The 24,727-nt window shown below is 74.1% G+C and carries 16 protein-coding genes and 1 pseudogene; 8 read left to right on the top strand and 9 right to left on the bottom strand.

Annotated features, from left to right (window positions below; all coding sequences use genetic code 11):
* Positions 1 to 14 precede the first annotated feature (14 nt).
* Both KZ813_RS00680 and KZ813_RS00675 read left to right on the top strand, forming a co-directional pair.
* Positions 15 to 944, top strand: a complete 930-nt coding sequence (locus KZ813_RS00680) for a glycosyltransferase family 9 protein (RefSeq protein WP_258046292.1) — start codon at positions 15 to 17, stop codon at positions 942 to 944.
* Entirely contained in the window at positions 901 to 1,299 is a 399-nt protein-coding gene (locus KZ813_RS00675; protein ID WP_219753067.1) for a DUF6165 family protein, read from the top strand. The genes KZ813_RS00680 and KZ813_RS00675 overlap by 44 nt, the downstream gene beginning before the upstream one ends.
* Before the next feature lie 79 nt (positions 1,300 to 1,378).
* Here KZ813_RS00675 and KZ813_RS00670 read toward each other — a convergent pair whose 3' ends face one another.
* Entirely contained in the window at positions 1,379 to 4,420 is a 3,042-nt protein-coding gene (locus KZ813_RS00670) for a TonB-dependent receptor domain-containing protein (RefSeq protein WP_219753066.1), read from the bottom strand.
* 184 nt (positions 4,421 to 4,604) lie between these two features.
* On the opposite strand from KZ813_RS00670, the gene KZ813_RS00665 reads away from it, so the two are divergent.
* The 6 genes from KZ813_RS00665 (at position 4,605) to nagE (ending at position 12,847) form a co-directional block, all read left to right on the top strand.
* Positions 4,605 to 5,627, top strand: coding sequence for a glycosylasparaginase (locus KZ813_RS00665; RefSeq protein ID WP_219753065.1), 1,023 nt, complete (start codon positions 4,605 to 4,607; stop codon positions 5,625 to 5,627).
* Positions 5,624 to 6,358, top strand: coding sequence for a copper homeostasis protein CutC (locus KZ813_RS00660; protein WP_219753064.1), 735 nt, complete (start codon positions 5,624 to 5,626; stop codon positions 6,356 to 6,358). Before KZ813_RS00665 ends, KZ813_RS00660 begins: the two co-directional genes overlap by 4 nt.
* Positions 6,359 to 6,427: 69 nt before the next feature.
* Entirely contained in the window at positions 6,428 to 7,486 is a 1,059-nt protein-coding gene (locus KZ813_RS00655; RefSeq protein ID WP_219753063.1) for an SIS domain-containing protein, read from the top strand.
* Positions 7,483 to 8,652, top strand: coding sequence for an N-acetylglucosamine-6-phosphate deacetylase (gene nagA / locus KZ813_RS00650; RefSeq protein ID WP_219753062.1), 1,170 nt, complete (start codon positions 7,483 to 7,485; stop codon positions 8,650 to 8,652). The genes KZ813_RS00655 and nagA overlap by 4 nt, the downstream gene beginning before the upstream one ends.
* Positions 8,653 to 8,681: 29 nt before the next feature.
* Positions 8,682 to 11,150 carry a phosphoenolpyruvate--protein phosphotransferase gene (gene ptsP, locus KZ813_RS00645; protein ID WP_219753061.1) on the top strand — a complete coding sequence of 823 codons (2,469 nt, stop codon included), beginning with the start codon at positions 8,682 to 8,684 and terminating at the stop codon, positions 11,148 to 11,150.
* Entirely contained in the window at positions 11,147 to 12,847 is a 1,701-nt protein-coding gene (gene nagE, locus KZ813_RS00640) for an N-acetylglucosamine-specific PTS transporter subunit IIBC (RefSeq protein ID WP_219753060.1), read from the top strand. The genes ptsP and nagE overlap by 4 nt, the downstream gene beginning before the upstream one ends.
* Before the next feature lie 166 nt (positions 12,848 to 13,013).
* Here nagE and KZ813_RS00635 read toward each other — a convergent pair whose 3' ends face one another.
* The 8 genes and pseudogenes from KZ813_RS00635 to KZ813_RS00600 form a co-directional block, all read right to left on the bottom strand.
* Entirely contained in the window at positions 13,014 to 13,298 is a 285-nt protein-coding gene (locus KZ813_RS00635) for a virulence factor (RefSeq protein WP_219753059.1), read from the bottom strand.
* A 93-nt stretch (positions 13,299 to 13,391) separates the two neighbouring features.
* Positions 13,392 to 13,721: pseudogene (gene trxA / locus KZ813_RS00630) on the bottom strand (thioredoxin); the annotation flags it as partial.
* A 42-nt stretch (positions 13,722 to 13,763) separates the two neighbouring features.
* Positions 13,764 to 17,186: a double-strand break repair helicase AddA gene (gene addA, locus KZ813_RS00625; protein ID WP_219753376.1), complete on the bottom strand. Its 3,423-nt coding sequence runs from the start codon at positions 17,184 to 17,186 to the stop codon at positions 13,764 to 13,766.
* Between the two features lie 22 nt (positions 17,187 to 17,208).
* A complete protein-coding gene (gene addB, locus KZ813_RS00620; protein ID WP_219753057.1) occupies positions 17,209 to 20,205 on the bottom strand; it encodes a double-strand break repair protein AddB in 2,997 nt (998 codons plus the stop codon).
* Complete coding sequence (locus tag KZ813_RS00615; RefSeq protein ID WP_308461749.1) at positions 20,198 to 20,953, bottom strand: nucleotidyltransferase family protein; 756 nt, start codon at positions 20,951 to 20,953, stop codon at positions 20,198 to 20,200. Before KZ813_RS00615 ends, addB begins: the two co-directional genes overlap by 8 nt.
* Positions 20,950 to 21,927, bottom strand: coding sequence for an aminoglycoside phosphotransferase family protein (locus KZ813_RS00610; RefSeq protein WP_219753374.1), 978 nt, complete (start codon positions 21,925 to 21,927; stop codon positions 20,950 to 20,952). Before KZ813_RS00610 ends, KZ813_RS00615 begins: the two co-directional genes overlap by 4 nt.
* Entirely contained in the window at positions 21,924 to 22,388 is a 465-nt protein-coding gene (tsaE, locus tag KZ813_RS00605) for a tRNA (adenosine(37)-N6)-threonylcarbamoyltransferase complex ATPase subunit type 1 TsaE (RefSeq protein WP_219753056.1), read from the bottom strand. Before tsaE ends, KZ813_RS00610 begins: the two co-directional genes overlap by 4 nt.
* Complete coding sequence (locus KZ813_RS00600; RefSeq protein WP_219753055.1) at positions 22,385 to 24,721, bottom strand: sensor histidine kinase; 2,337 nt, start codon at positions 24,719 to 24,721, stop codon at positions 22,385 to 22,387. The genes tsaE and KZ813_RS00600 overlap by 4 nt, the downstream gene beginning before the upstream one ends.
* Positions 24,722 to 24,727: the final 6 nt, after the last annotated feature.

Here is a 24,727-nt window from a genome sequence, read left to right as displayed (position 1 = left end):
GTTGTTCGTCGCGCATGGAGCTACATAGCAGCTGGGCGGAGGTGATGCGCGCGCGCGACTATGTCGCCGCCTGGTCGCTCGAGCGCGCGGTGATCGCCGCGCGTGACCCGGCGACGCGCGACGACCCGCGCCTGCCCTATCACCAGCGCTGGGTGTGGGACGGCCGCTCGGTCGACGGCGCCGACGTGCTGGTGCGCTGCTACCACGGGCTCGGCGACACGCTCCAGTTCGCGCGCTACCTGCCCGCGCTCGCGCGCCGGGCGTCGCGCGTCACGGTCGAGGCGCCCGTGCGGCTACACCCGCTGCTCGCCGGGATCGCCGAGGTGAGCCTCCACGCCTTCGATCCCGCGCGCCCGCTCGCGCCGCGCGCCTGCGACCTTGAGATCACGGAGCTGCCCGGCGCCCTCGCGCTGGCGCCGCCGGACATCCCCGTCCCCTATCTCCGCGTCGCGCCGGCGCCGATCCCGTCGACGACGGTCGGGCTATGTCATCGGGCCGGCGACTGGGACGCGGACCGCTCCCTGCCCGAGGCGATGCTCGCCCCGCTCGCCGCCCGGCACCGCTGCCTCACGCTGGTCGCGGCGCCCTCGGCGTTGCCGGTGATCAACCCCGACGGCTGCCCCTTCGACCTCGCCGCCACCGCCGCGCTGGTCGCCGGCTGCGCCGCGGTGGTGACGGTCGACACGATGGTGGCGCATCTCGCGGGCGCGCTCGGCCGGCCGACCTGGCTGCTGCTCAAGCACGACCCCGACTGGCGCTGGGACCCGGCGCGCCACGACAGCGATTGGTACCCCACGCTCCGCCTCCACGCGCAGCCGCACCCCGGCGATTGGTCACCGGCCGTGGCCGCGGTCACGCGCGAGCTCGGCGCCTTCATCGACGATCAGGGAGAGACGATCCATGGCCAGCCTGCCCAGCCCATCGGTGCCCGTCTCCTGGGGTGAGTTGCTCGACAAGATCACGATCCTCGAGATCAAGCGCGAGCGGATCGCGCGCGCCGAGGCCCGCGCGAACGTCGCGCGCGAGCACCGGGCGCTCAGCGACATCGGCGCCGGCGTGATCGGCCAGCAGGCGATCGCGCCGCTGTTCGGCCAGCTCAAGTCGATCAACCGTGAATTGTGGGAGATCGAGGACGCGATCCGGCAGGAGGAGGCGGCGGCGTCGTTCGGCACCGACTTCATCCAGCTCGCGCGCTCGGTCTATCACAAGAACGACGAGCGCGCGCGGCTGAAGCGAGCGATCAACCTGGCACTCGAGTCGGACCTGATCGAGGAGAAGAGCTACGCCGCGATGGGCTGATCGCCGCCGCACGGGGCAGCGAACACCCTTCGCACCTGACACCCCCGAGGCACCGGCCCCGGGGGCGTGACACCGCCGATCAGAACTTGATCGTCGTGGCGATCGCGATGTTGCGACCCAGCGAGTCGTAGCGCTGCGGGATGGTGTTGCTGCGCGCGAGGCTGATGTTGTACGAGTCGGGCACGATCGGCGCCGCCTTGTCGAGCAGGTTGTTCGCGATCAGCCGCAGCGAGAACTGCTTCGACACCGCGAAGTTGAGCGCGAGATCGAAATAGTCGGCCGGGTCGACGCGGTAATAGTCGGTCAGCGCACGCTCCGGCGTGCCGCCGATCGCCTCGTCGCCCGAGTTGTTGGCATTGGTGAGCGAGCCGACGTGGCGCCAGTTGAGCGACGCGCCGAACTTCTGGTCGGGCGTGGTGTAGGTGCCGCGCAGCCCGTGGCTCCACTTCGGGATCAGCTGGCCGCAGCCGTTGCCATAATAGCCCGCGCAGTTGCGCTCGGGCTGCACCGGCGAGTCCTGCCCGCCCGCGTCCGTCGTCAGCGAGCCGTTGAACGACATGTCGAAGCGACCGACCGACTCGAGGTTGAGCGTGTACTGCGCCTGGAAGTCCCAGCCGCGCGCCAGCGACGTGTAGTAATTGGTCGTGCCCTGGCGGATGAAGCCGGTGCTCGACCCCGCCGCCGAGAACAGGGTGCCGTTGGCGTTGCGGACGATGCCCTGGCAGAAGAACTGGTCGCCGCCCGAGCGCAGGCACCCGTCGGTGTAATAGCTATAGTCGTTGTAACCGAGCGAGTCGTTGATCTTGATGCGGTAACGGTCGACCGAGAAGACGAAGCCGCGGAGGAAGCGCGGCTTCACCACCAGGCCGTAGGTCTGGGTGTAGGCCGTCTCGGGGTCGGCGGTGAAGCCGCCCGAGCGCACCGAGCAGGCCGCGGTGCCGTTGGGCGTGGTGCCGTTGCTGCACAGCAGCGTCTGGCTGCCGTAGAGCGCGTCGGACAGGCCGGTGGCGCGACACACCTCGCGCGAGGCGACCGGCGCGCCATAGCTGACGCCGTTCGCGCCGTTGATCACGGTCGGCGCGCAGAAGTCGTTGAACGTGCCCGAGCCGCCCGCGGCGAACTCGATGTTGGTGGCCTGGCGGATCTCGACCACGGTCGGCGCGCGCTGCGCCTTGTTGAACGAGGCGCGGAAAGTCAGGTCGCTGATCGGGGCGTAGATGCCCTCCACCTTCCAGGTGGTGAAGGTGCTTGGGTTGCTGCTGTACTTCGACACGCGGAAGCCGCCGTTGAGCTGCACGAGCTCGGCGAAGGGCTTGTGCTCGACCAGCGGCGCCTGGACCTCGATGTTCGACTCCCACACGTCCTGGCTGAGATACGTGTCGTTGCCGCCCAACGTGCCGCGGTAGGCAGCGTCCGCGGACGACCGGAGCGTGTCCTTGCGATATTCGGTGCCGAGCGCGATCGCGAGCCCCTGCTCGGCGAAAGGCGAGGTGATCCCGTACTTGCCCAGGTCGCCGGTCATGTTGGCCTGGACGTCGTACAAGGTGCCCGTCGTCGTCGAGGTGCCGGTGCCGAACAGATAGTTGATCAGCGCGGGGTCACTGTTGCCGGCGCTGAAGATGTCGAACGGCACGCAGCCCGCCGCGCCGCTGGCGCAGGTCGGCGACGCCGCGGTGCCGCCGACGTTGACCGCGTCCTGCAGGCGACCGGGGATGCCGAAGCTCGGCGTATAGTCCTGGTGGTTGCGCGCGTAGACCCCGCCCACGTCATAGGTCCAGGCGTCACCCACCTTGCCGCGCACGCCGCCGGTCAGCCGCACGCCGGTGTTGATGTAGGTGTCCGGCCGGTCGCTGCCCTCGCCGAGGCGGTAGCGCAGGTCGAGCGGCACGCCCGCCACGCCCGCCGCGCAGCCGATCGCGCCGGCCTGCGCCGCCGAGAGATACGGGTTGCCGCAGCTGACGTTGACGGTGCCGCTGGCGATCGTCGGATAGTTGTTGAACGACTTGTCGCGGAACCAGATACCCGAGGTGTACAGCTCGGCGTCCGGCCCGAGGTCGAGGCTGGCGAAGCCGCCCGCGTTCACCCGCTCGGACGGCCGCTGATAGGCATAGCCGCTGAAATAGTTGGAGGCGTTGCCCGCGCCCGCGGCGAAGGGCACGAAGTTGCGCGTGCCGTCGGGGTTGTTGACATATTGCGCGCCCGCGTTGGCGCCCGCGCGCGGCGTGATCAGGCCGCTGGTCGAGCTGCTCGGCGTAAGCCCGCACGACAGCGGGCCGTTGGCCTGGAGCTGCGTCAGATAGCAGCCCGCGTTCGAGCGATCGGTGAGCCCGACCTCCTCGGTCTTGCGATAGTTGACGAAGCCGCTCAGCCGCAGCGCGCCGTCGAACAGCTTCTTGCCCGCGGTCAGCGTCACGTCGGCGCGGCCGCCGTCGTTGGTCCAGCCGCGCTGGCTGCCGAAGCCGGCCGCGCGCGCCAGCGGGGACACGATCGTGTCCTTGTTGTTGTGATTGTAGAAATTGTAATTGGCGTCGAGCTGCAGCCCCTCGAAGTCCTTCTTCAGGACGAAGTTGACCACGCCCGCGACCGCGTCCGAGCCGTACACCGAGGACGCGCCGCCGGTCAGCACGTCGACTCGCTCGAGCAGCGAGGGCGGGATGATGCCGACGTCCTGGCCGTTCTGCGTGCCCAGCCGCTTGCCGTCGATCAGCACCAGGGTGCGCTCGAAGCCGAGGCTGCGCAGCTTGATGCGCTGGCGACCGTCGGAGTCGTTGTAGGTCTGCTGGCTGTCGGGCGCGATCTGCGGCAGCCGGTTGAGCACGTCCTCGACGTTGACCGGCGCCTGGGCGCGAATGTCCTGCGTCGTCACCGAGGTGATCGGCGCGGCGGAGGTGACGTTGGGGCGCTGGATGCGCGTGCCGGTGACCACCACGTCGCCGACCGAGGCGGCGGCGGGCGTCGGGTTGCCCTGCTCGCCCGCGATCGCCTCGGCGCGCTCGGGGGTCGCCTGCCCCGCGGCCTGGGTCGAGTCGGCGGGCGCGTCCGCCTGCTGCGCGAGCGCCGGCGTCGCCGCCAACAAAGCGGCGGCGAGCGCCGCCAGTGAGACATGGTGCTGCGGCGTCATCGGCGGACCCTCTACTTTGTTTTCATTGGTAAAGCTTACTTTCGCCCCTAATTCATCAATCTGCCACAAAGGTCAATACCTGACAGGACCACTGACGTTACCAATCCTGCGGACGGTTGCGCCGCGGCGCCGATCCGTGCTTGTCGTGCGCTGGGCCGCGACGCGGCGAGACGGAGGGGACCGCATGACGACGAGACGATCCTTGCTGGCGACGCTCGGTGCGGTCGGCGGCGCGCTGCCGCTGGTACGCGGCGCAGCGGTGGCGGCCGCGCCGGCGCGCGACGTGCGCGTGCTCTCCACCTGGGATTTCGGCGCCGCGGCCAACGACGCCGCCTTCGCGCGGCTGCGCGCGGGCGGCACGCTGCTCGACGCGGTCGAGGCCGGCGCTCGCGTGCCCGAGGCCGATCCGGAGAACCACTCGGTCGGCTACGGCGGCTATCCCGACCGGGACGGCCGTGTCACGCTCGACGCGGTGATCATGGACGACGCCGGCGCGGTCGGCGCGGTCGCCGCGCTGGAGGACACAGTCCACGCCATCTCGGTCGCGCGGCGCGTCATGGAGAAGACGCCGCACACCTTCCTCGTCGGCGAGGGCGCCACCCGCTTCGCGCGCGAGCAGGGCTTCGAGAAGGTCGACCTGCTCACCCCGCCCGCCGAGAAGGCCTGGCGCGAGTGGCTCAAGACCGCCGAATACCAGCCCGTCGCCAACAGCGAGACCGGCACCTACGGCGGTGGCGCGCGCCACCGGACGCCCGGCGGCGCGCTCGACCATGACACGATCGGGCTCCTCGCGCGCACCCAGGACGGGCGCATGGCGGGCGCCTGCACCACCTCTGGCATGGCGTTCAAGATCCGCGGCCGCGTCGGTGACTCGCCACAGGTCGGCGCCGGCCTCTACGTCGAGCGCGGCGTCGGCGGCGCCACCTCGACCGGGGTCGGCGAGGAGGTGACGCGCGTGGCGGGCAGCGCGCGCGTGGTCGCCTCGATGCGCGCCGGCCGCTCGGCGCAGGACGCGTGCGAGGAGGTGGTGCGCCACATCGCCGCGCTGCGCGGCGACGCGATCAGGGGCCTGCAGGTCGGCTTCCTCGCGCTCGACACGAAGGGCGACGTCGGTGCCTTCTGCCTGCTGCCCGGCTTCACCTATGCGGTGACCGATCCGCGCGGGAAGACGACGGTGCACCCCGCCCCCTCGCTGTACCGCGCGTGAGGCGGCTGCTCGAGGTCTGCGTCGAGGACCTGCACGGCGTCGCCGCGGCGGTGGACGGCGGCGCCGACCGGATCGAGCTGTGCGCCGCGCTCGACGTCGGCGGGCTGACGCCCCCGCTCTCGCTGATCCGCGCGGCGGCGGCGGCGCCGATCCCGGTGCATCTCCTCGCACGCCCGCGCGCGGGCGACTTCGTCTATGACTCGGACGAGCGGCTGCTGGTGGAGGAAGACATCCGCGCCGCGGCCGACGCCGGGCTCGCCGGCGTGGTGATCGGCGCCAGCGCGCGCGACGGCTCGCTCGACACCGACTGCCTCGCGCGATGGGTCGCGGTGGCGCGCGACAGCGGGCTGTCGCCGACGCTCCACCGTGCCTTCGACCTCACCCCCGACCCCCTCGCCGCGCTCGAGCAGGCGGTCGCGCTCGGCTTCGACCGGATCCTCACCTCGGGCGGTGCGCCGCGCGCGGTCGACGCGGTCGACGTGCTGACCCGGCTGGTCGCCGCCGCGTGCGGCCGCCTCACCCTGCTGATCGGCAGCGGCGTGTCGCCCAGCACGCTCCCGGCGCTGCTCGCGACCGGCGCGCGCGAGGTCCACGCCTCGTGCCGCGTCGCCCGCACCAGCGCGCCCGACGCCACGCTGCGGCGCTTCGGCTTCGTCGCCGAGACGAGCTACGCCACCGACCGTGCGACCGTCGCCCGGCTCGCCGCCATGCTGCGCGACGAGGCCGCTTGAACAATACCAATTTATAACTTAACCCTCTGAGACACGCCGCGACGGTCCCGCGCGGCAGGGGAGCCCAGCATGATCGCGACGACCGACCAGCCACCGGCCAAGGACGCGAGCGCCACGCTGATGCACGCCGAGGCGGCCGAGGCCGGCGCCGCCGTGGCGCGGCTGATCGAGGCCAATCGCACGACGCTCGCCGCGCTCGGCGAGCGGCTGCGCGCCGCCCCGCCGGCGGTGGTCGTCACCTGCGCGCGCGGCTCGTCCGATCACGCCGCGACCTATGGCAAGTATCTGATCGAGACGCTGGTCGGCGTGCCCGTCGCCTCCGCCGCGCCCTCGGTGGCCTCGGTCTATGCCGCCGACGTCGCCCCCTCGGGCGCGCTGTGCATCGCCATCTCGCAGAGCGGGCGCAGCCCCGACCTGCTCGCCAGCGTCGCCGCGCAGAAGGCGGCGGGCGCGCACGTCGTCGCGCTGGTCAACGACATCAGCTCCCCGCTCGCCGAGGCCGCGGACACGCTGGTGCCGCTGATGGCCGGGCCGGAGCGCTCGGTCGCCGCGACCAAGTCGTACATCGCCGCGCTCGCCGCGCTGGCGCTGCTCACCGCCGAGTGGAGTCAGGACGCCGCGCTCACCGACGCGCTCGACCGCCTGCCCGAGCGGCTCGGCGCCGCCTGGGCGCTCGACTGGAGCGGCGTGGTCGAGCTGCTTCGCGACGCCAGCAACCTTTTCGTGATCGGCCGCGGCCTCGGCTTCGGCATCGCGCAGGAGGCGGCGCTCAAGCTCAAGGAGACGTGCGCGCTCCACGCCGAGGCGTTCAGCAGCGCCGAGGTGCGCCACGGGCCGATGGCGATCGTCAACGCCGGCTTCCCGCTGATCGCCTTCGCCACCTCGGACCAGGCCGGCGACGGCGTCCGCGAGGCGGCGGCCGAGTTCGCGCAGCGCGACGCCCGCGTCGCGCTCGCCGATGCGGCGCGGGACGGCGCGGGCAGTCCCGCGGCGCTGCGCGACCATCCCGCGCTCGAGCCAGTGCTGATGATCCAGAGCTTCTACCGCATGGCGAACGCGCTCTCGGTCGCGCGCGGGCTCGATCCGGACTCGCCGCGCCACCTCAGCAAGGTCACCAAGACGCTATGACGACGCACAGCTTCCGCAACGGCCGGATCGCGACGCGCGACGGGGTCCTCGACGCGGCGACGATCGAGGTCGCCGGCGACGGCACGATCGCGGCGCTGCGCGCGGGTGCCGAGCGCGACGCGGTCGACCTCGACGGCGGCTGGGTGATGCCCGGCTTCATCGACACCCAGGTCAACGGCGGCGGCGGCGTGCTCTTCAACGACACGCCCACGGTCGAGGGCATCGCCGCGATCGGCGCCGCGCACGCGCCTTATGGCACCACCGGCTTCATGCCGACGCTGATCAGCGACCGCCCCGCGGTGATCGCGCGCGGGCTCGACGCAACCGACGCGGCGATCGCGGCGGGCGTGCCCGGCGTGCTCGGCACGCATGTCGAGGGGCCGGTGCTGAGCCTCGCGCGCAAGGGCATCCACGACCCCGCGCGCTTCCAGCCGCTGGACGACGAGCTGATGGCGCTGCTGCTCCAGCCCCGCCGCGGCGTGGTGATGGTGACGCTCGCGCCCGAACGCGTCAGCGCCGACCAGATCGCGACGCTGGCGCGGTCGGGCGTTCGGGTGTGCCTCGGCCATACCGACGCCGACTACGCCACCGCCACCGCCGCCTTCGCCGCGGGCGCGACCGCGGTGACCCACCTCTTCAACGCGATGTCGCCGCTGGTGCATCGCGCGCCCGGCGTGGTCGGCGCCGCGCTCGACGACCAGCGCGCCTGGTGCGGGATCATCGTCGACGGCTTCCACGTCGACGACGCCGCGCTGCGCATCGCCTTGCGCGCGCGCCCGGTCGATCGCTTCATGCTGGTGTCGGACGCGATGCCGTGCGTCGGCGCGGCGCGGAAGGACTTCGTGCTGCAGGGCAAGCCGATCCACGTCGAGGACGGTCGCTGCGTCGGCGCCGACGGCACCCTCGCGGGTTCCGACCTCGACATGGCGGGCGCGGTGCGCAACGCGGTGCGGCGGCTCGGCCTCGCGCCAGAGACCGCGGCGGCGCTGGCGGCGACGAGCCCCGCCGCCTTCCTCGGCCTGGAGGCGAAGCGCGGCGCGCTCGCCGTCGGGCTGCGCGCCGACTGGGTGCGGCTCGACGCCGACCTCCAACCGCTCGGCACCTGGGTCGGCGGCGCGGAGCGCGTCGCGCTGCTCCAGCCGGCGCTCGGCGAGCCCGTCGCCTGACCCATCCCCTTCCCCCGTCCGGAGCATCCATGGCCACCATCTCGCTGACCGCACCGCTGGAGGGCTGGGTCAGCCCGCTCGACGAGGTCGTCGACGCGGTCTTCGCGGAGCGGATGCTGGGAGACGGACTGGCGATCGACCCGACCGGGGACACGCTGGTGGCGCCGTGCGACGCGCGCGTGCTGGTGGTGCAGCCGAGCGGCCACGCGATCACGCTGGAGACGGCCGAGGGCGCGCAGCTGCTGATCCATCTCGGCATCGACACGGTCGCGCTCGACGGGCGCGGCTTCGAGCCGCTGGTCGCGGCGGGCGCGACGGTGACGCGCGGTCAGCCGCTGATCCGCTTCGACCTCGACCTGATCGTGCGGGAAGCGCAGGCGGCGATCACCCCCGTGATCGTCACCAACGGCGAGCGCTTCACCATCGCCGAGCGCGCCGAGGCGGGGGCGGTGGCGCTCGGCACGCCGCTGCTCACGCTCGTGGCGCTTCACGCCGAGACGGTCAGTGACGCGGGGGAGGGACCCGCGGTCCGCCGCGCGGTGACGGTGGCCCTGTCGCACGGCATCCACGCCCGCCCCGCCGCGAAGATCGCCGCCGCCGCCAAGACTTTCACCGCCGACGTCATGCTCACAAAGGGCGAGCGCTCGGCCAGCGCGCGCAGCCCGGTCGGCCTGCTCTCGCTGATCGTCGCGCACCGCGACGCGCTCACGATCGAGGCGCGCGGCGCGGACGCCGAGGCGGCGGTCACCGCGATCGCCGACCTGCTCGCCACCGATCTCGACGCGGGCGGGCCGACCACCACCCCCGCCCCGATCGCGCCGCGCGCGGTGCCCGAGGGCGCCATCGCCGGCGTCACCGCCTCGCCCGGTCTCGCGATCGGCGCCGTCGCGCGCTGGCAGGTGCGCGACCTCGACGTCCCCGCCGCCGGGGCGGGCATCGCCGCGGAGGAAGCGTGCTTCGAGTCCGCGCGCGCCGCGCTCGCCGACGACCTCGGCGCGCGCTCGGCGGGCGCGACCGGTCCGGCGCGCGCGATCTTCCAGGCGCACGCCGACATGCTCGCCGACCCCGCGCTGGTCGACGCCGCGCACCGCGCGATCGCGGGTGGCGCGAGCGCGGCGCGGGCATGGCGCGACGCGATCCGGCCGCAGGCCGAGGCGCTGCGCGCCGGCGGCGACCCTCGGCTGGCCGAGCGCGCCGACGACATGCGCGACCTCGAGCGTCAGCTGATCGCGCGGCTGATGGGGGTGGAGCAGGAGGTCGCGACGCTGCCCCAGGGCGCGATCCTCCTCGCCGACGACCTGCTGCCGTCGCAGCTGATGGCGCTCGACCTGGACCGCGTCGCGGGGCTGGCGATCGAGCGCGGCGGCCCGACCTCGCACGTCGCGATCCTCGCCGCCTCCCGCGGGCTGCCCGCGCTGGTGGCACTCGGCGCACCGGTGCGCGACCTGGCCGACGGCGCGCGGGTCGTGCTCGACGCGAGTGAGGGGCTGCTCCACGTCGCGCCCTCGCCCGAGCTGGTCGCCGAGGCCGAGGCGCGCCTCGCCGCCGTGACCGCGCGCCGCGCCGCCGCGCGCGCGCGCGCCGCCGAAGAGTGCCGCACCGCCGACGGCACCCGGATCGAGGTGGTCGCCAACTGCGGCTCCGCCGAGGACGCGCGCGTCGCCGCGGCCAACGGCGCCGAGGGTTGCGGGCTGCTCCGCACCGAGCTGCTGTTCCTCGACCGCACCACCGCCCCCGACGTCGCCGAGCAGACCGCGGCCTATCAGTCGGTCGCGGACGCGCTCGCGGGCAGGCCGGTGATCGTCCGCCTGCTCGACATCGGCGGCGACAAGCCCGCGCCCTATCTGCCGATCGGGCCCGAGGAAAACCCGGCGCTCGGCCTCCGCGGCATTCGCGTCGGGCTGGCGCACCCCGAGATCCTCGACGACCAGCTGCGCGCGATCCTCGCGGTGCGCCCGATGGGCCAATGCCGCATCATGGTGCCGATGGTGGTCGGGCTCGACGAGCTGCGCCAGGTCCGCGCCGCGCTCGACCGCGTCGGCGGCGGCGACGGGGTCGAGCTCGGCATCATGGTCGAGACCCCCGCCGCCGCGGTGACCGCGGCGCAGCTGGCGCTCGAGGCCGACTTCCTGTCGATCGGCACCAACGATCTCACCCAATATGCACTGGCGATGGACCGCGGGAACGCCGCGGTGGCGGGCGCGCTCGACGGGCTCCACCCCGCGGTGCTGCGCCTGATCGAGCAGACCGTCGCGGGCGGCGCGCGCCACGCGCGCTGGACCGGCGTGTGCGGCGGGCTCGCCTCCGACCCGCTCGCGGTGCCGATCCTGGTCGGGCTCGGCGTCACCGAGCTGTCGGTCGCGCCCGCCGCGGTCGCCGACATCAAGGCGCTGGTGCGCGACCTCGACATGGTCCGCGCGCGCGATCACGCCCGCGCCGCGCTCGACTGCGCGGGGGCCGCCGAGGTCCGCCAGCTCGCACGGGAGTTCGCACGATGAAGTCGATCTTGGGAACGCTCCAGCCGCTCGGCCGCGCGCTGATGCTGCCGATCGCGGTGCTGCCGATCGCGGGCCTGCTGCTGCGGCTCGGCCAGCCCGACCTGCTCAACATCGCCTTCGTCAGCGCGGCGGGCGACGCGATCTTCAACCATCTCGGGCTCCTCTTCGCGATCGGCGTGTCCACCGGCTTCGCGCGCGATGGCAACGGTGCCGCCTGCCTCGCGGGCATGGTGTGCTTCCTGGTCGCGACCGAGGCGTCGAAGGTGCTGCTGACGGTGCCGCCCGAGGTCACCGCCGGGCTGACCGGCGCGAGCCTCGATCTCGCCGTCGCGGCGTGGAAGGCGAAGGCGATCGCTCGGCTCGACGTGCCGATCGGCATCATCTCGGGGCTGGTCGGCGGCGGCTTCTACAACCGCTTCTCCACCGTGAAGCTGCCCGAGTATCTCGCCTTCTTCGGCGGCCGACGCTTCGTGCCGATCGTCAGCGGGGTCGCCGGGCTGGTGCTGGCGGTCGCGGTCGGGCTCGGCTTCGCGGGGATCAGCAGCGGGATCGACCAGCTGAGCTACGCGATCACCGGCGCTGGCAGCGTCGGCCTGTTCCTGTTCGGGCTGCTCAACCGGCTGCTGCTCGTCACCGGCCTACACCATCTGATCAACAACATCGCCTGGTTCGTGATGGGCGACTATCACGGCGCCAACGGCGACCTGCGGCGCTTCTTCGCGGGCGATCCGAGCGCGGGCGCGTTCATGGCCGGCTTCTTCCCGATCATGATGTTCGGCCTGCCCGCCGCCTGCCTGGCGATGTACCACGCCGCACCGAAAGACCGTCGCAAGGAAGTGGGCGGCATGCTGTTCAGCCTCGCGCTCACCTCGGCACTGACCGGCGTGACCGAGCCGATCGAGTTCAGCTTCATGTTCCTCGCGCCCGTGCTGTACGCGGTTCACGCGGTGCTGACCGGGCTGTCGATGTCGCTGATGGCGGCGCTGGGGGTGAAGCTGGGGTTCGGCTTCTCCGCCGGGCTGCTCGACTATGTCCTCAACTTCTCCAAGGCGACGCGTCCGCTGCTGCTGCTGCCGGTCGGCGCGGTATATGCCGTGCTCTACTACGCGCTGTTCCGCTTCTTCATCGCCAAGCTCAACCTCAAGACGCCGGGGCGCGACGACGCCCCCGCGACGGCCGCGGCCCCGGTCGCGGTAGGTGAGCGCGGCGCGGCGTTCGCGCGCGCGCTCGGCGGGGGCGCCAACCTCACCAATGTCGGCGCCTGCACCACCCGGCTGCGGCTCGGGGTGCGCGACCAGGCGGCGGTGGACGAGGCCGCGCTCAAGGCGCTCGGCGCGCGCGGGGTGATCCGCCCCTCCCCGACCGCGCTGCAGGTGGTGCTCGGGCCCGTCGCCGACAGCGTCGCGGTCGAGATCCGGGACGCGCTCGCGGCGGGTGGCGGCACGCCGGTCGCGACGGCCGAGGCGCCCGCCCCCGCCGCGACGGCGGTGACGCTGGCACCCGCGCTGCTCGCCGCACTCGGCGGCGCCGGCAACGTGCGCGGCGCCAGCGTCCACGCCGGCCGCGTGCGGGTCGAGCTGGGCGGCGGCGCAGTCGACGAAGCGGCGCTCCGCGGGGCGGGTGTGCGGCAGGTGGCGCGGCCAGGCAGGGACGTCGTGCACCTGCTCGCGCGCGAGCCGGAGACGCTGCTGGCTTAGGAAGCCTGTGCTCGACGCTCACCGTCCAACGGCGAGCGCCGGAGCCCAGAACCACAAGGGTGGTCTAAGTGGCCCGAAGCTCGTGTATATGCGGGAGCAGGACGGTTCAAGCGAGATGGACCGCCGCCGAGGCTCCCCCCGTGCGCGGGAGCACCGCGACAGTCCCTCACCGCAGCGCGGCGGACAGGTCGCTCTCCTCGTCGATGCGGAGCATGCGGATGTCGAGCACCGACGGCGCGAACCAGGCGCAGATCCGGCTGAGGTCCTGCACCGCGAGCACGCAGTCGACCGCCTTGGCCGCGTCGCTGACGTAGAGACTGGCGCCGTCGCGCTGCGCGAAGCCGTGATGGCGCAGGATATCGCTCACCTCGCGATAGGCGTCGCGCAGCGAGGGGCTGGGATAGCGCCGCTCGAGGATGGTCGCGTCGAGGTCGAACACGATCGCGTACATTCATCCCCCTGAAACGCCGAAGCCCGCGCCTATCCCTAGGCGCGGGCGACGGGGGCCGGGAGACCGGGCTGACCCGGTCCGGCGATCGGCGACTCAGGCGAGCTCGCCCTCGAGCCACGCCTTGATCCGCCCCTTGGGCTCGGCGCCGATCTTGGTCGCGGCCGGCGCGCCACCCTTGAACAGGATCATCGTCGGGATGCCGCGCACGCCGTAGCGGCCGGGGGCGTCGGGGTTGTCGTCGATGTTGAGCTTGGCGATGGTGACCTGCTCGCCCAGCTCCTCGCTGATCTCCTCGAGCGACGGCCCGATCATCTTGCACGGCCCGCACCACTCGGCCCAGAAATCCACCAGCACCGGCTTGTCTGCCTGGAGCACGTCGCTCTGGAAGCTGGCGTCGGTGATCGTCTTGGTGGCCATCGTGTTTCTCCTTCGTTGCGCCTTAGCTAGGGCGCCGCACCCGCGCGCTCAACCGTCCAGCCCCAAGCTTTGCTCCGGCCCCGCCAAGCGGCGCTTGACCGGGGCGAGCTGCGCCTCGGGCAGCACGATCAGCCGCGCCGCCGCGGTGTAGAGCAGCGCCGCCTCCACCCGCGCGCCCGGGACGATCACCTCCAGCGCCGCGGCATAGGCGGCCATCTGGCGCAGATGATAGTCGGGCACGTCCGCGGCGCGCTCGGGCACGGCGCGCGAGGACTTGTAATCGATCACGCGCACGACGCCGTCGCCGAGCAGCAGCCGGTCGACCGTGCCCGAGATGACCCGACCCGAGGGGAGGGTCGCGCTGATCGGTGCCTCGGCGAGAGACTCCGGACCGAACAGCGGTGCCAACGCGGGGTCGTCGAGCACCGCGAGCACCGCGGCGACCATCGGTGCGGGATCGGCCACGCCGCGCTGGGCGAGCCAGGCCGCGGCGGCGGCGGCGCGACGCTCGGGCGCGAGCGGGGGCAGCCGCTCGAACAACGCGTGGAGCAGCCGCCCGCGCTCGGCCGCGGCGCCGGTGGCGGGCGTCGGCGGCGGGTCGGCGACCGAGTCGTCGCCGATCGACGAGGGCGTGAGCGGGCGCGGCGGCCGGGCGTCCTCGGGCGCGTCGCGCCGGGCCCATTCGGGCAGCGGCGCGGTCGCTGCGACCGCCGACGCGGCACGCTTGGCCGTGACCGGGGCCGCGGGCACGTGGCCGAGGAAGCTGCGCTCGCCCTCCGCGGCCGCGGGAACGCCGAGCGCGTCGAGCGTGCGCGCCGCCGCGGCATACCAGCTCGCCTCTGGCGGCACGCCCTGCCACTTGGCGCTGAGCGACCCGGCGATCACCAGCCGCTCCTCGGCGCGGGTCGCGGCGACGTAGAAGAGCCGCCAATGCTCCTCGCGCTCGCGCCGCTCGGCCGCGGCGAGCGCGGCGTCGATCGCGCCGGCGCGCTCGGTCGCGCGCGGGCGGAAGACGGGCACCGCCAGCTCCATGTCCTCGGGCGTCCACGCCAGGACCGATCGCGGCGTCGCGTCGGGGTCGGCGGTGGCGTCGGCGAGGATCACCAGCGGCGCCTGCAGGCCCTTCGCGCCGTGCGCGGTCATCACGCGCACCGCGTCGAGCGGCGCGGCGGCGTCGCGCACGATCTCGACCTCGTCGCGCTCGAACCAGTCGAGGAAGCGCTGCAGCGACGGGGTCGAATCGAGCTCGAAGTCGAGCGCGGCGTTGAGCAGCTCCTCGATCGGGTCGCGCGCCTCCTCGCCCAGCCGCGCCAGCAGCTTGCGTCTCCCCTCGAGCGGGCCGGACAGCAGCTGCTCGAGGAAGCGATAGGGCGTGTCATAGTCGGCGCTCGCCAGCAGCGCGGCGACCGGCGCGACCGCGTCGCCGCAGGTCTGGCGCAGATGCCGCCACAGCCCCCCCTCGCGCGGTACCGCGCGCGCCATCAGCTCGTCCTGGCTCCAGCCGACCAGCGGCGAGACGAGCAGGCTGGCCAGGCTGAGGTCGTCCTCGGGCTGGAGCGCGAAGCGGATCGCGGCGAGCAGGTCCTGCACCGCCAGCGGCGCGGACAGTCGCAGCCGGTCGACGCCCGCGACCGGCACGCCCTCGGCGTACAGCCGCGCGACGAGCAGCTGCGCCAGCTCGCCGCGGCGCTTGACCAGGATCATCACGTCCTCGGGCCGCAGCCCGCGTCCCTTGCTGCCGAGCAGCAGCCCGCCCTCCTCCACCGGGCGCAGCCAGTCGCGCACCTGGCGCGCGACGTCCGAGGCGTTGCGGCGCACCGCGTCGTCGGCCCAGCCCTCCTCGCCGTCCTCCTCCGCCTCGCTCGTGCCCGCGGCGACCGCGGGCCACAGCGTCACCGCGCCGGGGCCGGCGACGCGGCTGGCGTGGGCGGGGATGGTGTCGAGCGAGCCGAGCGCCTCGGCGCCGAGCTGCGCGATCGCGGCGTCGACGAACTCGAGCACCGGCGCGGTCGAGCGGAACGACTCGGTCAGTGAGAGCCGGTCGAACGGCAGGCCGCGCTCGTCGTCGGGCATGTCGTCGTGGCCCGCCACCTCGCCCGCCTTGCGCTGGAAGTGCCGCTCCGCGGCGAGGAAGGTGGAGGGATCGGTGCCCTGGAAGCCGAAGATTGCCTGCTTCAGGTCACCCACGGTGAAGAGCGTCCGTACCGAAGGCGCGAAGACGCCGCGGCCGACGAAATACTCGTCCACCAGCGCGCGCACGATCGTCCACTGCGCCACGTTGGTATCCTGGGCCTCGTCGACCAGGACGTGCTCGGTCTGCTGGTCGAGCTTGTAGCGGATCCACTCGCCGATGCCGTCCTGCTGGAGCAGCGCGACCGCGGCGCCGATCAGATCGTCGAAGTCGACCGCGCCGGCACGGCGCTTGGCGGCGGCATAGCCGCGCGCATAGTCGCGCCCCACCTCCAGCGCGGCGCCGAGCAGGTCGGCATAGGCGGCGCGGCTGCGCAGCAGCAGCAGCTCGCCGCACCAGCCGTGGAGGCGCAGCGCGTGGTCGGCGTAATCGGGATCGGCGGGGGCGCGGCCCTTGCCGAACGACTGCGGCTCGCCGTCCTTGCGCGCCCAGACGAGGTGCAGCCGGTCGAGCGTGGCGGCGCGCGCGGCGGGCGCGGCGGCGAGCCAGGCACCGATCGCCTCGGCGCGCTCGACCCCGCTCTTGGTGCCCCAGCCGCGGTTGAGCGCGACGAGCCGGTCGAGCGCGGCACGGTCGACGCGGTCGTCGCCGCAGGCGTCGTGGACGTGCGAGTCGAGGTCGCCGAGCGGCACGCCCAGCTGGCCGCGGACGAACGGCGCGATCCCGCTCGGCAGCGCCTCCAGCGCGGCGCCGGCGCGCGCGCAGGCGACGAGGAACTGCTCCGCGCCCTGCTCGCCGAGCCGAAGGCTGAGCCGGCCGATCGTCTCGACCGGCGCGGCGCGCCCCTCGCGCTCGGCGTCGACCAGCAGGTCCGAGAGGGCCCGGCGCCGCAGCAGCGCCTCCTCGCGCGGCTCGAGCGGGCGGAAGCCCGGCACCAGACCGGCCTCGATCGGGAAAGCGGCGAGCAACCCCTGGCAGAAGCCGTGGATGGTCTGGATGCGCAACCCCCCGCCGGGCGCGTCGAGCACCTTGGCGAACAGCGTGCGCGCGCGCGCGATCAGCGCGGGCGTGGTGCGCTCGCCGAGCGCGAGCAGGTCGGCGGCCAGCTCGGTCTCGTCCATCCGCACCCAGGCGGCGAGCTGGCGGTTGATCCGCCCCGCCATCTCGGCCGCGCCCGCCTTGGTGAAGGTGAGGCACAGGATCGCGCCGGGCTCGACGTCGCGCAGCAGCAGCCGGAACACGCGCGCGGCGAGCACCTGGGTCTTGCCCGTCCCGGCCGAGGCCGAGAGCCAGACATGCGCCTCGGGTCGGCTGGCGCGGAGCTGCTCGCCGCGCAGCATGGGCAACGGTCCGACCGCGCGCTCAGCCACGCGCCTGCTCCCGCCCGTACCATTCGTCGCGACGCATCAGCTGGTCGTACTCCGCGTAGGGCGCGAACTCGGGGTGGAGCTTGGCGGTGAACGCCTCCTCGCCGGTGAGCCACCGCGCCGCGGCCTGAGCGAAGCTGTCGCGCGCGGCGGCGACGAACTCGCCGGTCGGGATACGACCGCCCTTGCCCGCCGGGTCGGCGGGCGAGCTGACCGAGCCGAAGCCCTCGCCCTTCCTCGCGAGCGACCAATATTCGAATGCGGTCGCCGCGCCGGTGACGCCGTCGAAGCCGCCCTGCTCCGCGATCGCGCCGAGCAGCCCGAGCTGGAGATTGAACCCACCGCGCACCGCCGCGACCGAGGGCGCCTTGCCGGTCTTGTAATCGACGATGCCGAGCCCGCCGTCGGGCATGCGGTCGATCCGGTCGAAGCGACCGTCCAGCGCGATGCCCGACAGCTCGGCGCGGCCACGGCCCTCGACCGCCAGCACCTCCCGCCCCTCGGCGCGGTCCGCCAGCGTCCGCTCGGCGACCCACTCGAACGCGGCGACCAGTCGCGGCTGCCACAGCGCGCGCAGCAGCGGGTGCGCCGCCGGATCCTGGAGCAGCCGTCGCGCGCGCGGCAGCAGCGCGGCGGGGTCGCAGCGATCGTCGCGCGCCCAGGCCTCGAGCACGGCGTGGACCGCGGTGCCGCGCCACGCCGCGCTGGGATCCGCGTCGACCGGGTCGAGCGGCAGCAGCCTGAGGATGCGGCGCGCGTAGAAGGCGTAAGGGTCGGCCTTGAGCCGATCGACCTCGGTCACCGAGATCGCGCGCGGGCGCAGCGCCGCGGGGGGCAGCGGCGCGGGGCGCGCCGCGGGGCGCGGTGGCCCGCCGTGATCGAGCGCCCGCGCCCACTCGGCCAGCGCGGTGGTGCGCGGGAAGCGCTCGCCCGTCATCGCCTCCAGCCGGAGCCAGAAGCGCGAGGCGAGCGCGGGCGAGCGCTGGTCGCGCCGCGCGCGGGTGAGCAGCACGCGCGGCGCGCCGAGCGCCTGCGCGAGATCGTGCGCGGCGACACCGATGCCGCGCTCCAGCCCCGGGAGCCCCAGCTCGGCGCGGACGCGAGGTGCGAGCCACGGGTCGGGCGCGGGCAGGCCGGGCCACACCCCCTCGTTGAGCCCCGCGAGGATCATCAGGTCGGCAGACTGGAGGCGCGCCTCGATCAGCCCGTAGATTGCCAGCCGCGGGTGGCGCTCGCGCGGCAGCAGGCGGATCGCCGATTCGTCCATCAGCAGCCGCAGCATCGTCGCGAAGCCGGCGGGCGCCACCTGTGCCGGGCCGCGCGGCGCCTGCTCCTCCAGCGCGGCGAGCAGGTCGGCCGCGGCGCGTCCCGCCGGACCGCGCCACGCCTCGTCGCCGGCGAGCCGCTGCGCCGCCTCGCGAAGCCCCGCCACCAGCGGCGCGAGCGGCGCCTCGCCGCCGCCGAACACGCGCGCGACCGGGTCGAGCAGCAGCCGCGCCTCGCGCCACCACTCGGCCGCGCGTGAGCGGATCGCGCGCTCGCGCTCGTTGCCGCCGACGAGATGGCGCTCGATCCCGTCGAGCCCCGGCCCCGGCCGCGGCCCGCGCAGCGCGCGGTCGAGCCGGCGCACCCCGTCGAGCCACGCGCCGCGCTCGGCGCCGGCGCGGATCAGCGGGTGCTTGAGCAAGGTCAGCAGCGCCATCGGCGCGAAGTCCTGCGCCGCCGCCTCGACGATCGCGGCCAGCAGCGTGCCCGGCGGCAGGATCGTCAGCGGGCGGCCGGCGCTGTCGTCCACCTGGATGTTCCAGCGCCGGCAGTGCGCGGCGACGCGGCGCGCCAGCGCGCGGTCCGGGGTGACGAGCGCGGCGGTGCGGCCGGGCGTCTCGACCACCTCGCGCAGCGCGAGCGCGATTGCCTGCGCCTCCTCGGCGGGGGTGGCGAGCTCGACCGCCTCGACCCCGGCGAGCCGGCGGTCGGCGGCATCGAGCCGCGTCCATTTGGCGGTGAAGGCCGCCGGGGCGAGCGCGTTGGCGATGGCGCGACCGCGCGCGGCGCCCGCGTCCTGCTCGCTCACCGCGCCCCAGCGCACCACCTCGCCGCGCGCCGCGCCGATCCGCTCGAGCAGCAGCTTGAGGTGATACTGCGGGTGGACCTCGGTGGCGCGGCGACGCAGCCCGGTGACCGGGTCGGGGCGGTGCGGGCCGAGCGAGTCCCACTCCTCCTCGGGGAGGTGCAGGTCGAGGTCGGCGAACACCACCGCCCCCTGCTCCAACTCCGCGACGACGCGCAGCAGCCGCGCGATCGCTGGGGCGGGATCGGTGATGCCCGCCGCACAGACGAAGTGCGCCGGCGGCTCGGCGCGCCACCGCGCCGCCTGGCGGTCGAGCAGCTGGCCGCGCCGCCACGCCGCGTCGACACGGCCGCGCCGCTCGCGCTCCTGCGGCCAGCGCTCGAGCAGCAACCGGAACAGCCGCAGCGAGGCCTCCCAATGGTCCGACAGACCCTCGCCCGGGTCGATCGCGGCGAGCTTCTCGGGCGGCACCTCCTCGACGAGGAGCTGGTCGAGCGTGCGCGCCAGCTCGCCCGCGAGCAGCACCGCCTCGGCGGCGTCGACCGCGCGCCCGCTCGCGGCGCGCTCCTCGCTCACCAGCCGGGCGAGGATCATGCGGCGCTCGAGCGGGTCGATCGCGGGCGGCAGCGGCGGCACCGCGTCAGCGGGGTCGAGCGCGGCGCCGACCGCCGCCTCCAGGTCGTCGCCGCCCAGCGCGACGATGCGTGGCAGCAGCAGCGCGCCGCCGCTGGCGCGAACGAACGCCTCGCTGATCGCCAGCCCGGCACGGTTGTTGGGCACCAGCACGAGGCCGCGCGCGAGCGCCATCCGGTCGCCGCCGTGCCGACGCAGCAGCCCGGCGACGAGCGCGTCGGCGAAGGCGCGGTGCGCCGGGATCGCGTAGAGCCGCGGGCCGCGCCGGCGGCCGGGCGCCTCAGACATCGGCGAGCAGCGCCTCGGTGCGCGCGATCGCGCCGGGCACGTTGACCTCGGACCATAAACCCTGGTGGACGAAGCCATAGGCGCGCCCCGCCGCGATCGCGCGGTTCCAGAAGACGTTGGTGGAGAACGGCCCCTCGGGCCAGTCGCGGATCAGTGACGGCGCCATGATCTGCACGCCGGTATAGACGAAGGGCGCGACGCGGCCGGGCTGGCGCCGGCCGGTGACGCGACCGTTCGGCGCGAGATGGAAGTCGCCCTGCCCGCCGTGATTGTGCGCGCGGGCGCAGGGCACCATCAGCATCAGCGCGTCCATCGTGGCGCCATCCCAGCGCGCGGCGAGTTGGCGGATCGCGTCGGTCGGTCCGTCGAGCCAGAAATTGTCGCTGTTGACGACGAGGAAGGGTTCATCGCCGAGCAGCGCGCGCGCCTGTACCAGGCCGCCGCCGGTCTCCATCAGCCGCTCGCGCTCGTCCGACACGATCACCTCGATGCCGTGGACGCGGTGGCGCAGGTGCGCCTCCAGCGCGTCGGCGAGATAGTGGACGTTGACGACCGCGCGCTCGACCCCGGCCGAGCGCAGCCGGTCGAAGACGTGGTCGAGCAGCGCGCGCCCCGCCACCTCGACCAGCGGCTTGGGCCGCGTCGCGGTGAGCGGTCGCATGCGCTTGCCGATCCCCGCCGCCATCACCATCGCGGTGCGCGGCACGCGCGCGCCCGGGTCGGGACGGATGTAGCGCGGGCGGGTCACGCGCGCGCGCCGGCGATCAGCATCGGGTCGCCGCGCCGCTCGGGCGGCAGGTTGTCCGCGAACCAGCGCGCCACCGGTGCGAGCACGGGCTGCCCCAGGTCGCGCTCGAGATAGCCCCAGACGCGCGGGCACAGCGCCGGGTAGCGCGGCTTGCCGTCGCGCCGCCACAGCCGCGTGAAGATGCCGATGATCTTGGCGTTCCGCTGCGCGCCGAGCACGTGATAGGCGCGCAGGAACGCCTCTCCCTCCCCCGTCGCGGCGCGGTAGCGCGCCAGCATACGATCCTCCAGTGAGGGATCGACGTCGCGGCGCGCGTCCTGCAGCAGCGAGACGAGATCGTAGGCGGGGTGGCCCGCGAGCGCGTCCTGGAAGTCGAGCAGCCCGAGCGAGCGGTCGGCGCCCACCAGCATGAGATTCTCGGCGTGATAGTCGCGCAGCACCGTCACCGGCACCGCCGCGTCGGCGTGGCCGAGCACCTCGTCCCAGGCGGTGCGATAGCCGTCGACGTCGACCTCCACGCCGATCGCGGGGCAGTACCAGTCGATGAGCAGCCCCGCCTCGCGCTGCAGCTCGGCGCGGTCATACGCGCGCACCGCGGCGGCGGGATGCGCGCGCAGCGCCACCAGCAGGTCGATCGCGGCGGCGTAGAGCGGCACCGCCGCGTCCGGGTCGGCGTCGGCGGTCTCGCGCAGCCGCTCGTCGCCGAAATCCTCGAGCAGCACCAGCCCGCGCTCGAGGTCGACGGCGTGGACCGCGGGAGCGGCGAAGCCGCGCTCGGTGAGCCAGCGCGCGACGTCGAGGAAAGGGCGCGGGTCCTCATGCGGGGGCGGCGCGTCCATCAGGATGCCGCGGCGCTCGCCCGCGACGACGCGGAAATAGCGGCGGAACGAGGCGTCGCCCGCGAGCGGGTCGACGCGCGCCCGGTGCCAGCCATGCGTGTCGAGAAAGGCCGCGGCGTCCGCCGGCGGGATCATCGGGGTCGCCATCGCGCTCCCCAAGCGGCCGGCGCCTCCCAAGTCAATAGGCGCGCGCCGTCCGGCGCGACCGCGAGGGTGAGCGCCAGCGCGTCGGGCCAGCGCCCCGCGCCGGCGCGCTCGGGCCACTCGATCAGCAGCGCCGAGTCGAGCCGCGCCTCGTCGAGCCCCAGCTCCTCGACCTCGGCCGGATCGTCGAGCCGGTACAGGTCGACGTGGAGCAGCGGCAGCGTCACCTCAGGCGGCGCATAAGGCTGGACAATCGCGAAGGTCGGGCTCGGCGCCTCCTCGGCGAGGCCGAGCGCGGCGAGTACACCGCGCGCGAGGCTGGTCTTGCCCGCGCCGAGGCCGCCCGACAGCGTCACAACGTCACCGGCGCGCAGGAGCGGCGCGAGCGAGGTGCCGAGCGCCAGGGTCGCGGCGGCGTCGGCCAGCCGCAGCGTGCCCGTGGCGACGCTCATCGCCGGGGGAGCTCGACCGTGATCAGCGTGCCCTCGCCCTGCTCGCTGACCAACGCGATCGTCCCGCCGTGCGCCTCGACGAACTGCTTGGCCAGCGGCAAGCCGAGCCCGAGCGCGCGCTCGCTGCCCGCCGACACGCCGCTCTGCGCGAACCGGTCGAAGGCGCGTGCGGCCAGGTCGGGCGGCAGACCCTCGCCGTCGTCCGAGACGATGATACGCGCGGTCTTGGCGTTGCCGTCGACGTGGAGCAGCACGCGGCCCTCGCTGCGCGCCGAGCCGACCGCGTGGCGCAGCAGATGCTCGATCACCTCGCGGATGCGACGCGCGTCGCCGGTGAGCCGCCCCGCCGACCGCTGCACCTCGATCACCAGCTCGACGTGGTGGCGCTTGGCCGCGGCGCGCAGCGCGTCCGCCGCGGCGCGCGCGACCGCGCCGAGATCGACGTCGCCGCGCTCGAGCGGGCGCGCGCCGGTCTCGGTCGAGGTGAGGTCGAGCACGTCGTCGATCAGCAGGCCGAGCCGGTCGACCGAGTCGAGGATGGCGTCGAGATAGGCGGTCGCGTCGGGGGTCAGCTCGCCGGCGTAACCGCCGTGGAGCATCTCAGCGAAGCCGCTGATCGAGGTGAGCGGCGTGCGCAGCTCGTAGCTCATGTTGGCGACGAAGGCGGTCTTGACCCGGTCGGCCGCCTCGAGCGCGTCGTTGCGGTCGCGCAGCGCCTGCTCCATCGCGCGGCTGTCGGTGACGTCGAGCATCGTGAACAGCGCGTTGCCATCGGGCAGCGGCACCGCGGCGAACTCGAAGTTGCGCCCGTCCGCCAGCGCGATGTGGCCGGCGCGCTGCTGCCGCTCGACCGTGGCGACGCGGACAAGCTCGGCGATGGAGCGCGCGCGACGCGGGTTGGAGAGCTTGGCCGCCACCTTCTCGGCGATGACGTCGACGCGGGGGTGGCCGGTGAGGAACTCCTCGTCAAGGTCCCAGAGCGCGCGGAAGCGGTTGTTCCACAGCTGCAGCCGCCCGTCCGCGGCGAACACGCCGAGCGCCTCGAACAGATTGTCGAAGGTGGCGGTGCGGACGCGCAGCAGCGTGTCGCGCGCGCTGGCGAGCTGGACCTGCTCGGTACGGTCCTCGAAGATCAGCAGCAGCCCGCCGTCGGGCAGCGGCTGCGCGACGACGCGCAGGTGCGTGCCGCCCGGAAGGTGCCAATTCTCCTCGATCGCGCCCTCGGCGTCGACGAACCAGCCGCGCCGCTCCGCCTTCCAGCCGGGGAAGTCACGCACCTCGGGCACGCGATTGGCCTCGCGCATCCGCTCGAGCACGCGGTCGAACTCGGGGCGATCGGCGAGCCACTCGATCCGCATCGCGAAAAGTCGGCGGAACGGCTGGTTGCAGAACACCAGGCTGCGGTCGCGCCCGAACTGCGCGACGCCGGCGGAGAGCCGGTCGAGCATGGCGCGCTGCGCGTCGGCGAAGCGGCGCTCGCGCAGGTGGCTCTGCTCCAGCTCCTCGATGTCGATGGCGTAGCCGGCGACCCCGCCGACCGGGAGCGGCACGTCGTGGATCCGCAGCGAGCGCCGCGCGCCGCCGATCGTGGCGGGCAGCACGCGCTGCTGCGGCCGCCCCTCGACGAGCGCCACCTCGGCGCCGGCGCTGGGGCCGCCCTGCCCCGAGCCGTCGACCAGCTCGAGCCCGCGCCCGACCACGTCGGCGGCGTCGCTACCCTCGACCGCGCTGACATAGGCCGAGTTGACGATCGCGATATGGAGGTCGCTGTCACGGTACCACATCGGCAGCGGCGCCGCCTCGACCAGGCCCGTGAGCGCGTCGAACGCGTCGGACAGCTCGGCATATTCGGCGCGCAGCCGGCGGCGCTCGCCCTCGCTGACGGTGGAATCGTAGAACCACAGGATCACCGCGCTGCCGCGCCGCTCGCCCTGCACGGTCAGCGTGCGTTGGCCGTCGCGCGCGTGCAGGCTGCGCGTGAAGCCGCGCGCCGAGCGCTGGCACGCCGACAGCTCGCGCGCCATCGCCTCGCCATCGGACGCGTCCATCCCCCAGCCCGCCGCCTCCAGCTCCTGCAGATAGGAGGGCACGCCCGAGAGTCCGAGCCAATCGGCGACGCGACGCGCCATCTCGACCCGCCCGTCGGGATGGACCACCACGGGCTGCATCGGCGCGACCGCCAGCAGCGACTCGAGCGCGTCACGCCCGCGGATCGCCCCGGCCGCCGCGGCACGCGCGCGCAACCCTAGCGCGAGCAGCACCGCACCCGCGACCAGCAGCAGCGCGACGACGGTACCGACGATCACCGCGGTAGCGGGCGCGATGGTGATCATGGACGC

Origin of the sequence: Sphingomonas folli (assembly GCF_019429525.1) — a bacterium.
Classification (GTDB): Bacteria; Pseudomonadota; Alphaproteobacteria; order Sphingomonadales; family Sphingomonadaceae; genus Sphingomonas; species Sphingomonas folii.
Note: the sequence above shows the minus strand (reverse complement) of the source record. Positions and strands in the feature narration are given on the sequence as shown.

What these genes read in the sequence shown, in the direction of transcription:
- KZ813_RS00670 (WP_219753066.1), bottom strand. Translation starts at nt 4,420, where the DNA reads ATGACGCCGCAGCACCATGTCTCACTGGCGGCGCTCGCCGCCGCTTTG.
- KZ813_RS00610 (WP_219753374.1), bottom strand. Translation starts at nt 21,927, where the DNA reads ATGATCCCGCCGGCGGACGCCGCGGCCTTTCTCGACACGCATGGCTGG.
- ptsP (WP_219753061.1), top strand. Translation starts at nt 8,682, where the DNA reads ATGGCCACCATCTCGCTGACCGCACCGCTGGAGGGCTGGGTCAGCCCG.
- KZ813_RS00600 (WP_219753055.1), bottom strand. Translation starts at nt 24,721, where the DNA reads ATGATCACCATCGCGCCCGCTACCGCGGTGATCGTCGGTACCGTCGTC.
- KZ813_RS00665 (WP_219753065.1), top strand. Translation starts at nt 4,605, where the DNA reads ATGACGACGAGACGATCCTTGCTGGCGACGCTCGGTGCGGTCGGCGGC.
- addB (WP_219753057.1), bottom strand. Translation starts at nt 20,205, where the DNA reads ATGTCTGAGGCGCCCGGCCGCCGGCGCGGCCCGCGGCTCTACGCGATC.
- addA (WP_219753376.1), bottom strand. Translation starts at nt 17,186, where the DNA reads ATGCTGCGCGGCGAGCAGCTCCGCGCCAGCCGACCCGAGGCGCATGTC.
- nagE (WP_219753060.1), top strand. Translation starts at nt 11,147, where the DNA reads ATGAAGTCGATCTTGGGAACGCTCCAGCCGCTCGGCCGCGCGCTGATG.
- KZ813_RS00635 (WP_219753059.1), bottom strand. Translation starts at nt 13,298, where the DNA reads ATGTACGCGATCGTGTTCGACCTCGACGCGACCATCCTCGAGCGGCGC.
- KZ813_RS00680 (WP_258046292.1), top strand. Translation starts at nt 15, where the DNA reads ATGGAGCTACATAGCAGCTGGGCGGAGGTGATGCGCGCGCGCGACTAT.
- nagA (WP_219753062.1), top strand. Translation starts at nt 7,483, where the DNA reads ATGACGACGCACAGCTTCCGCAACGGCCGGATCGCGACGCGCGACGGG.
- KZ813_RS00655 (WP_219753063.1), top strand. Translation starts at nt 6,428, where the DNA reads ATGATCGCGACGACCGACCAGCCACCGGCCAAGGACGCGAGCGCCACG.
- tsaE (WP_219753056.1), bottom strand. Translation starts at nt 22,388, where the DNA reads ATGAGCGTCGCCACGGGCACGCTGCGGCTGGCCGACGCCGCCGCGACC.
- KZ813_RS00675 (WP_219753067.1), top strand. Translation starts at nt 901, where the DNA reads ATGGCCAGCCTGCCCAGCCCATCGGTGCCCGTCTCCTGGGGTGAGTTG.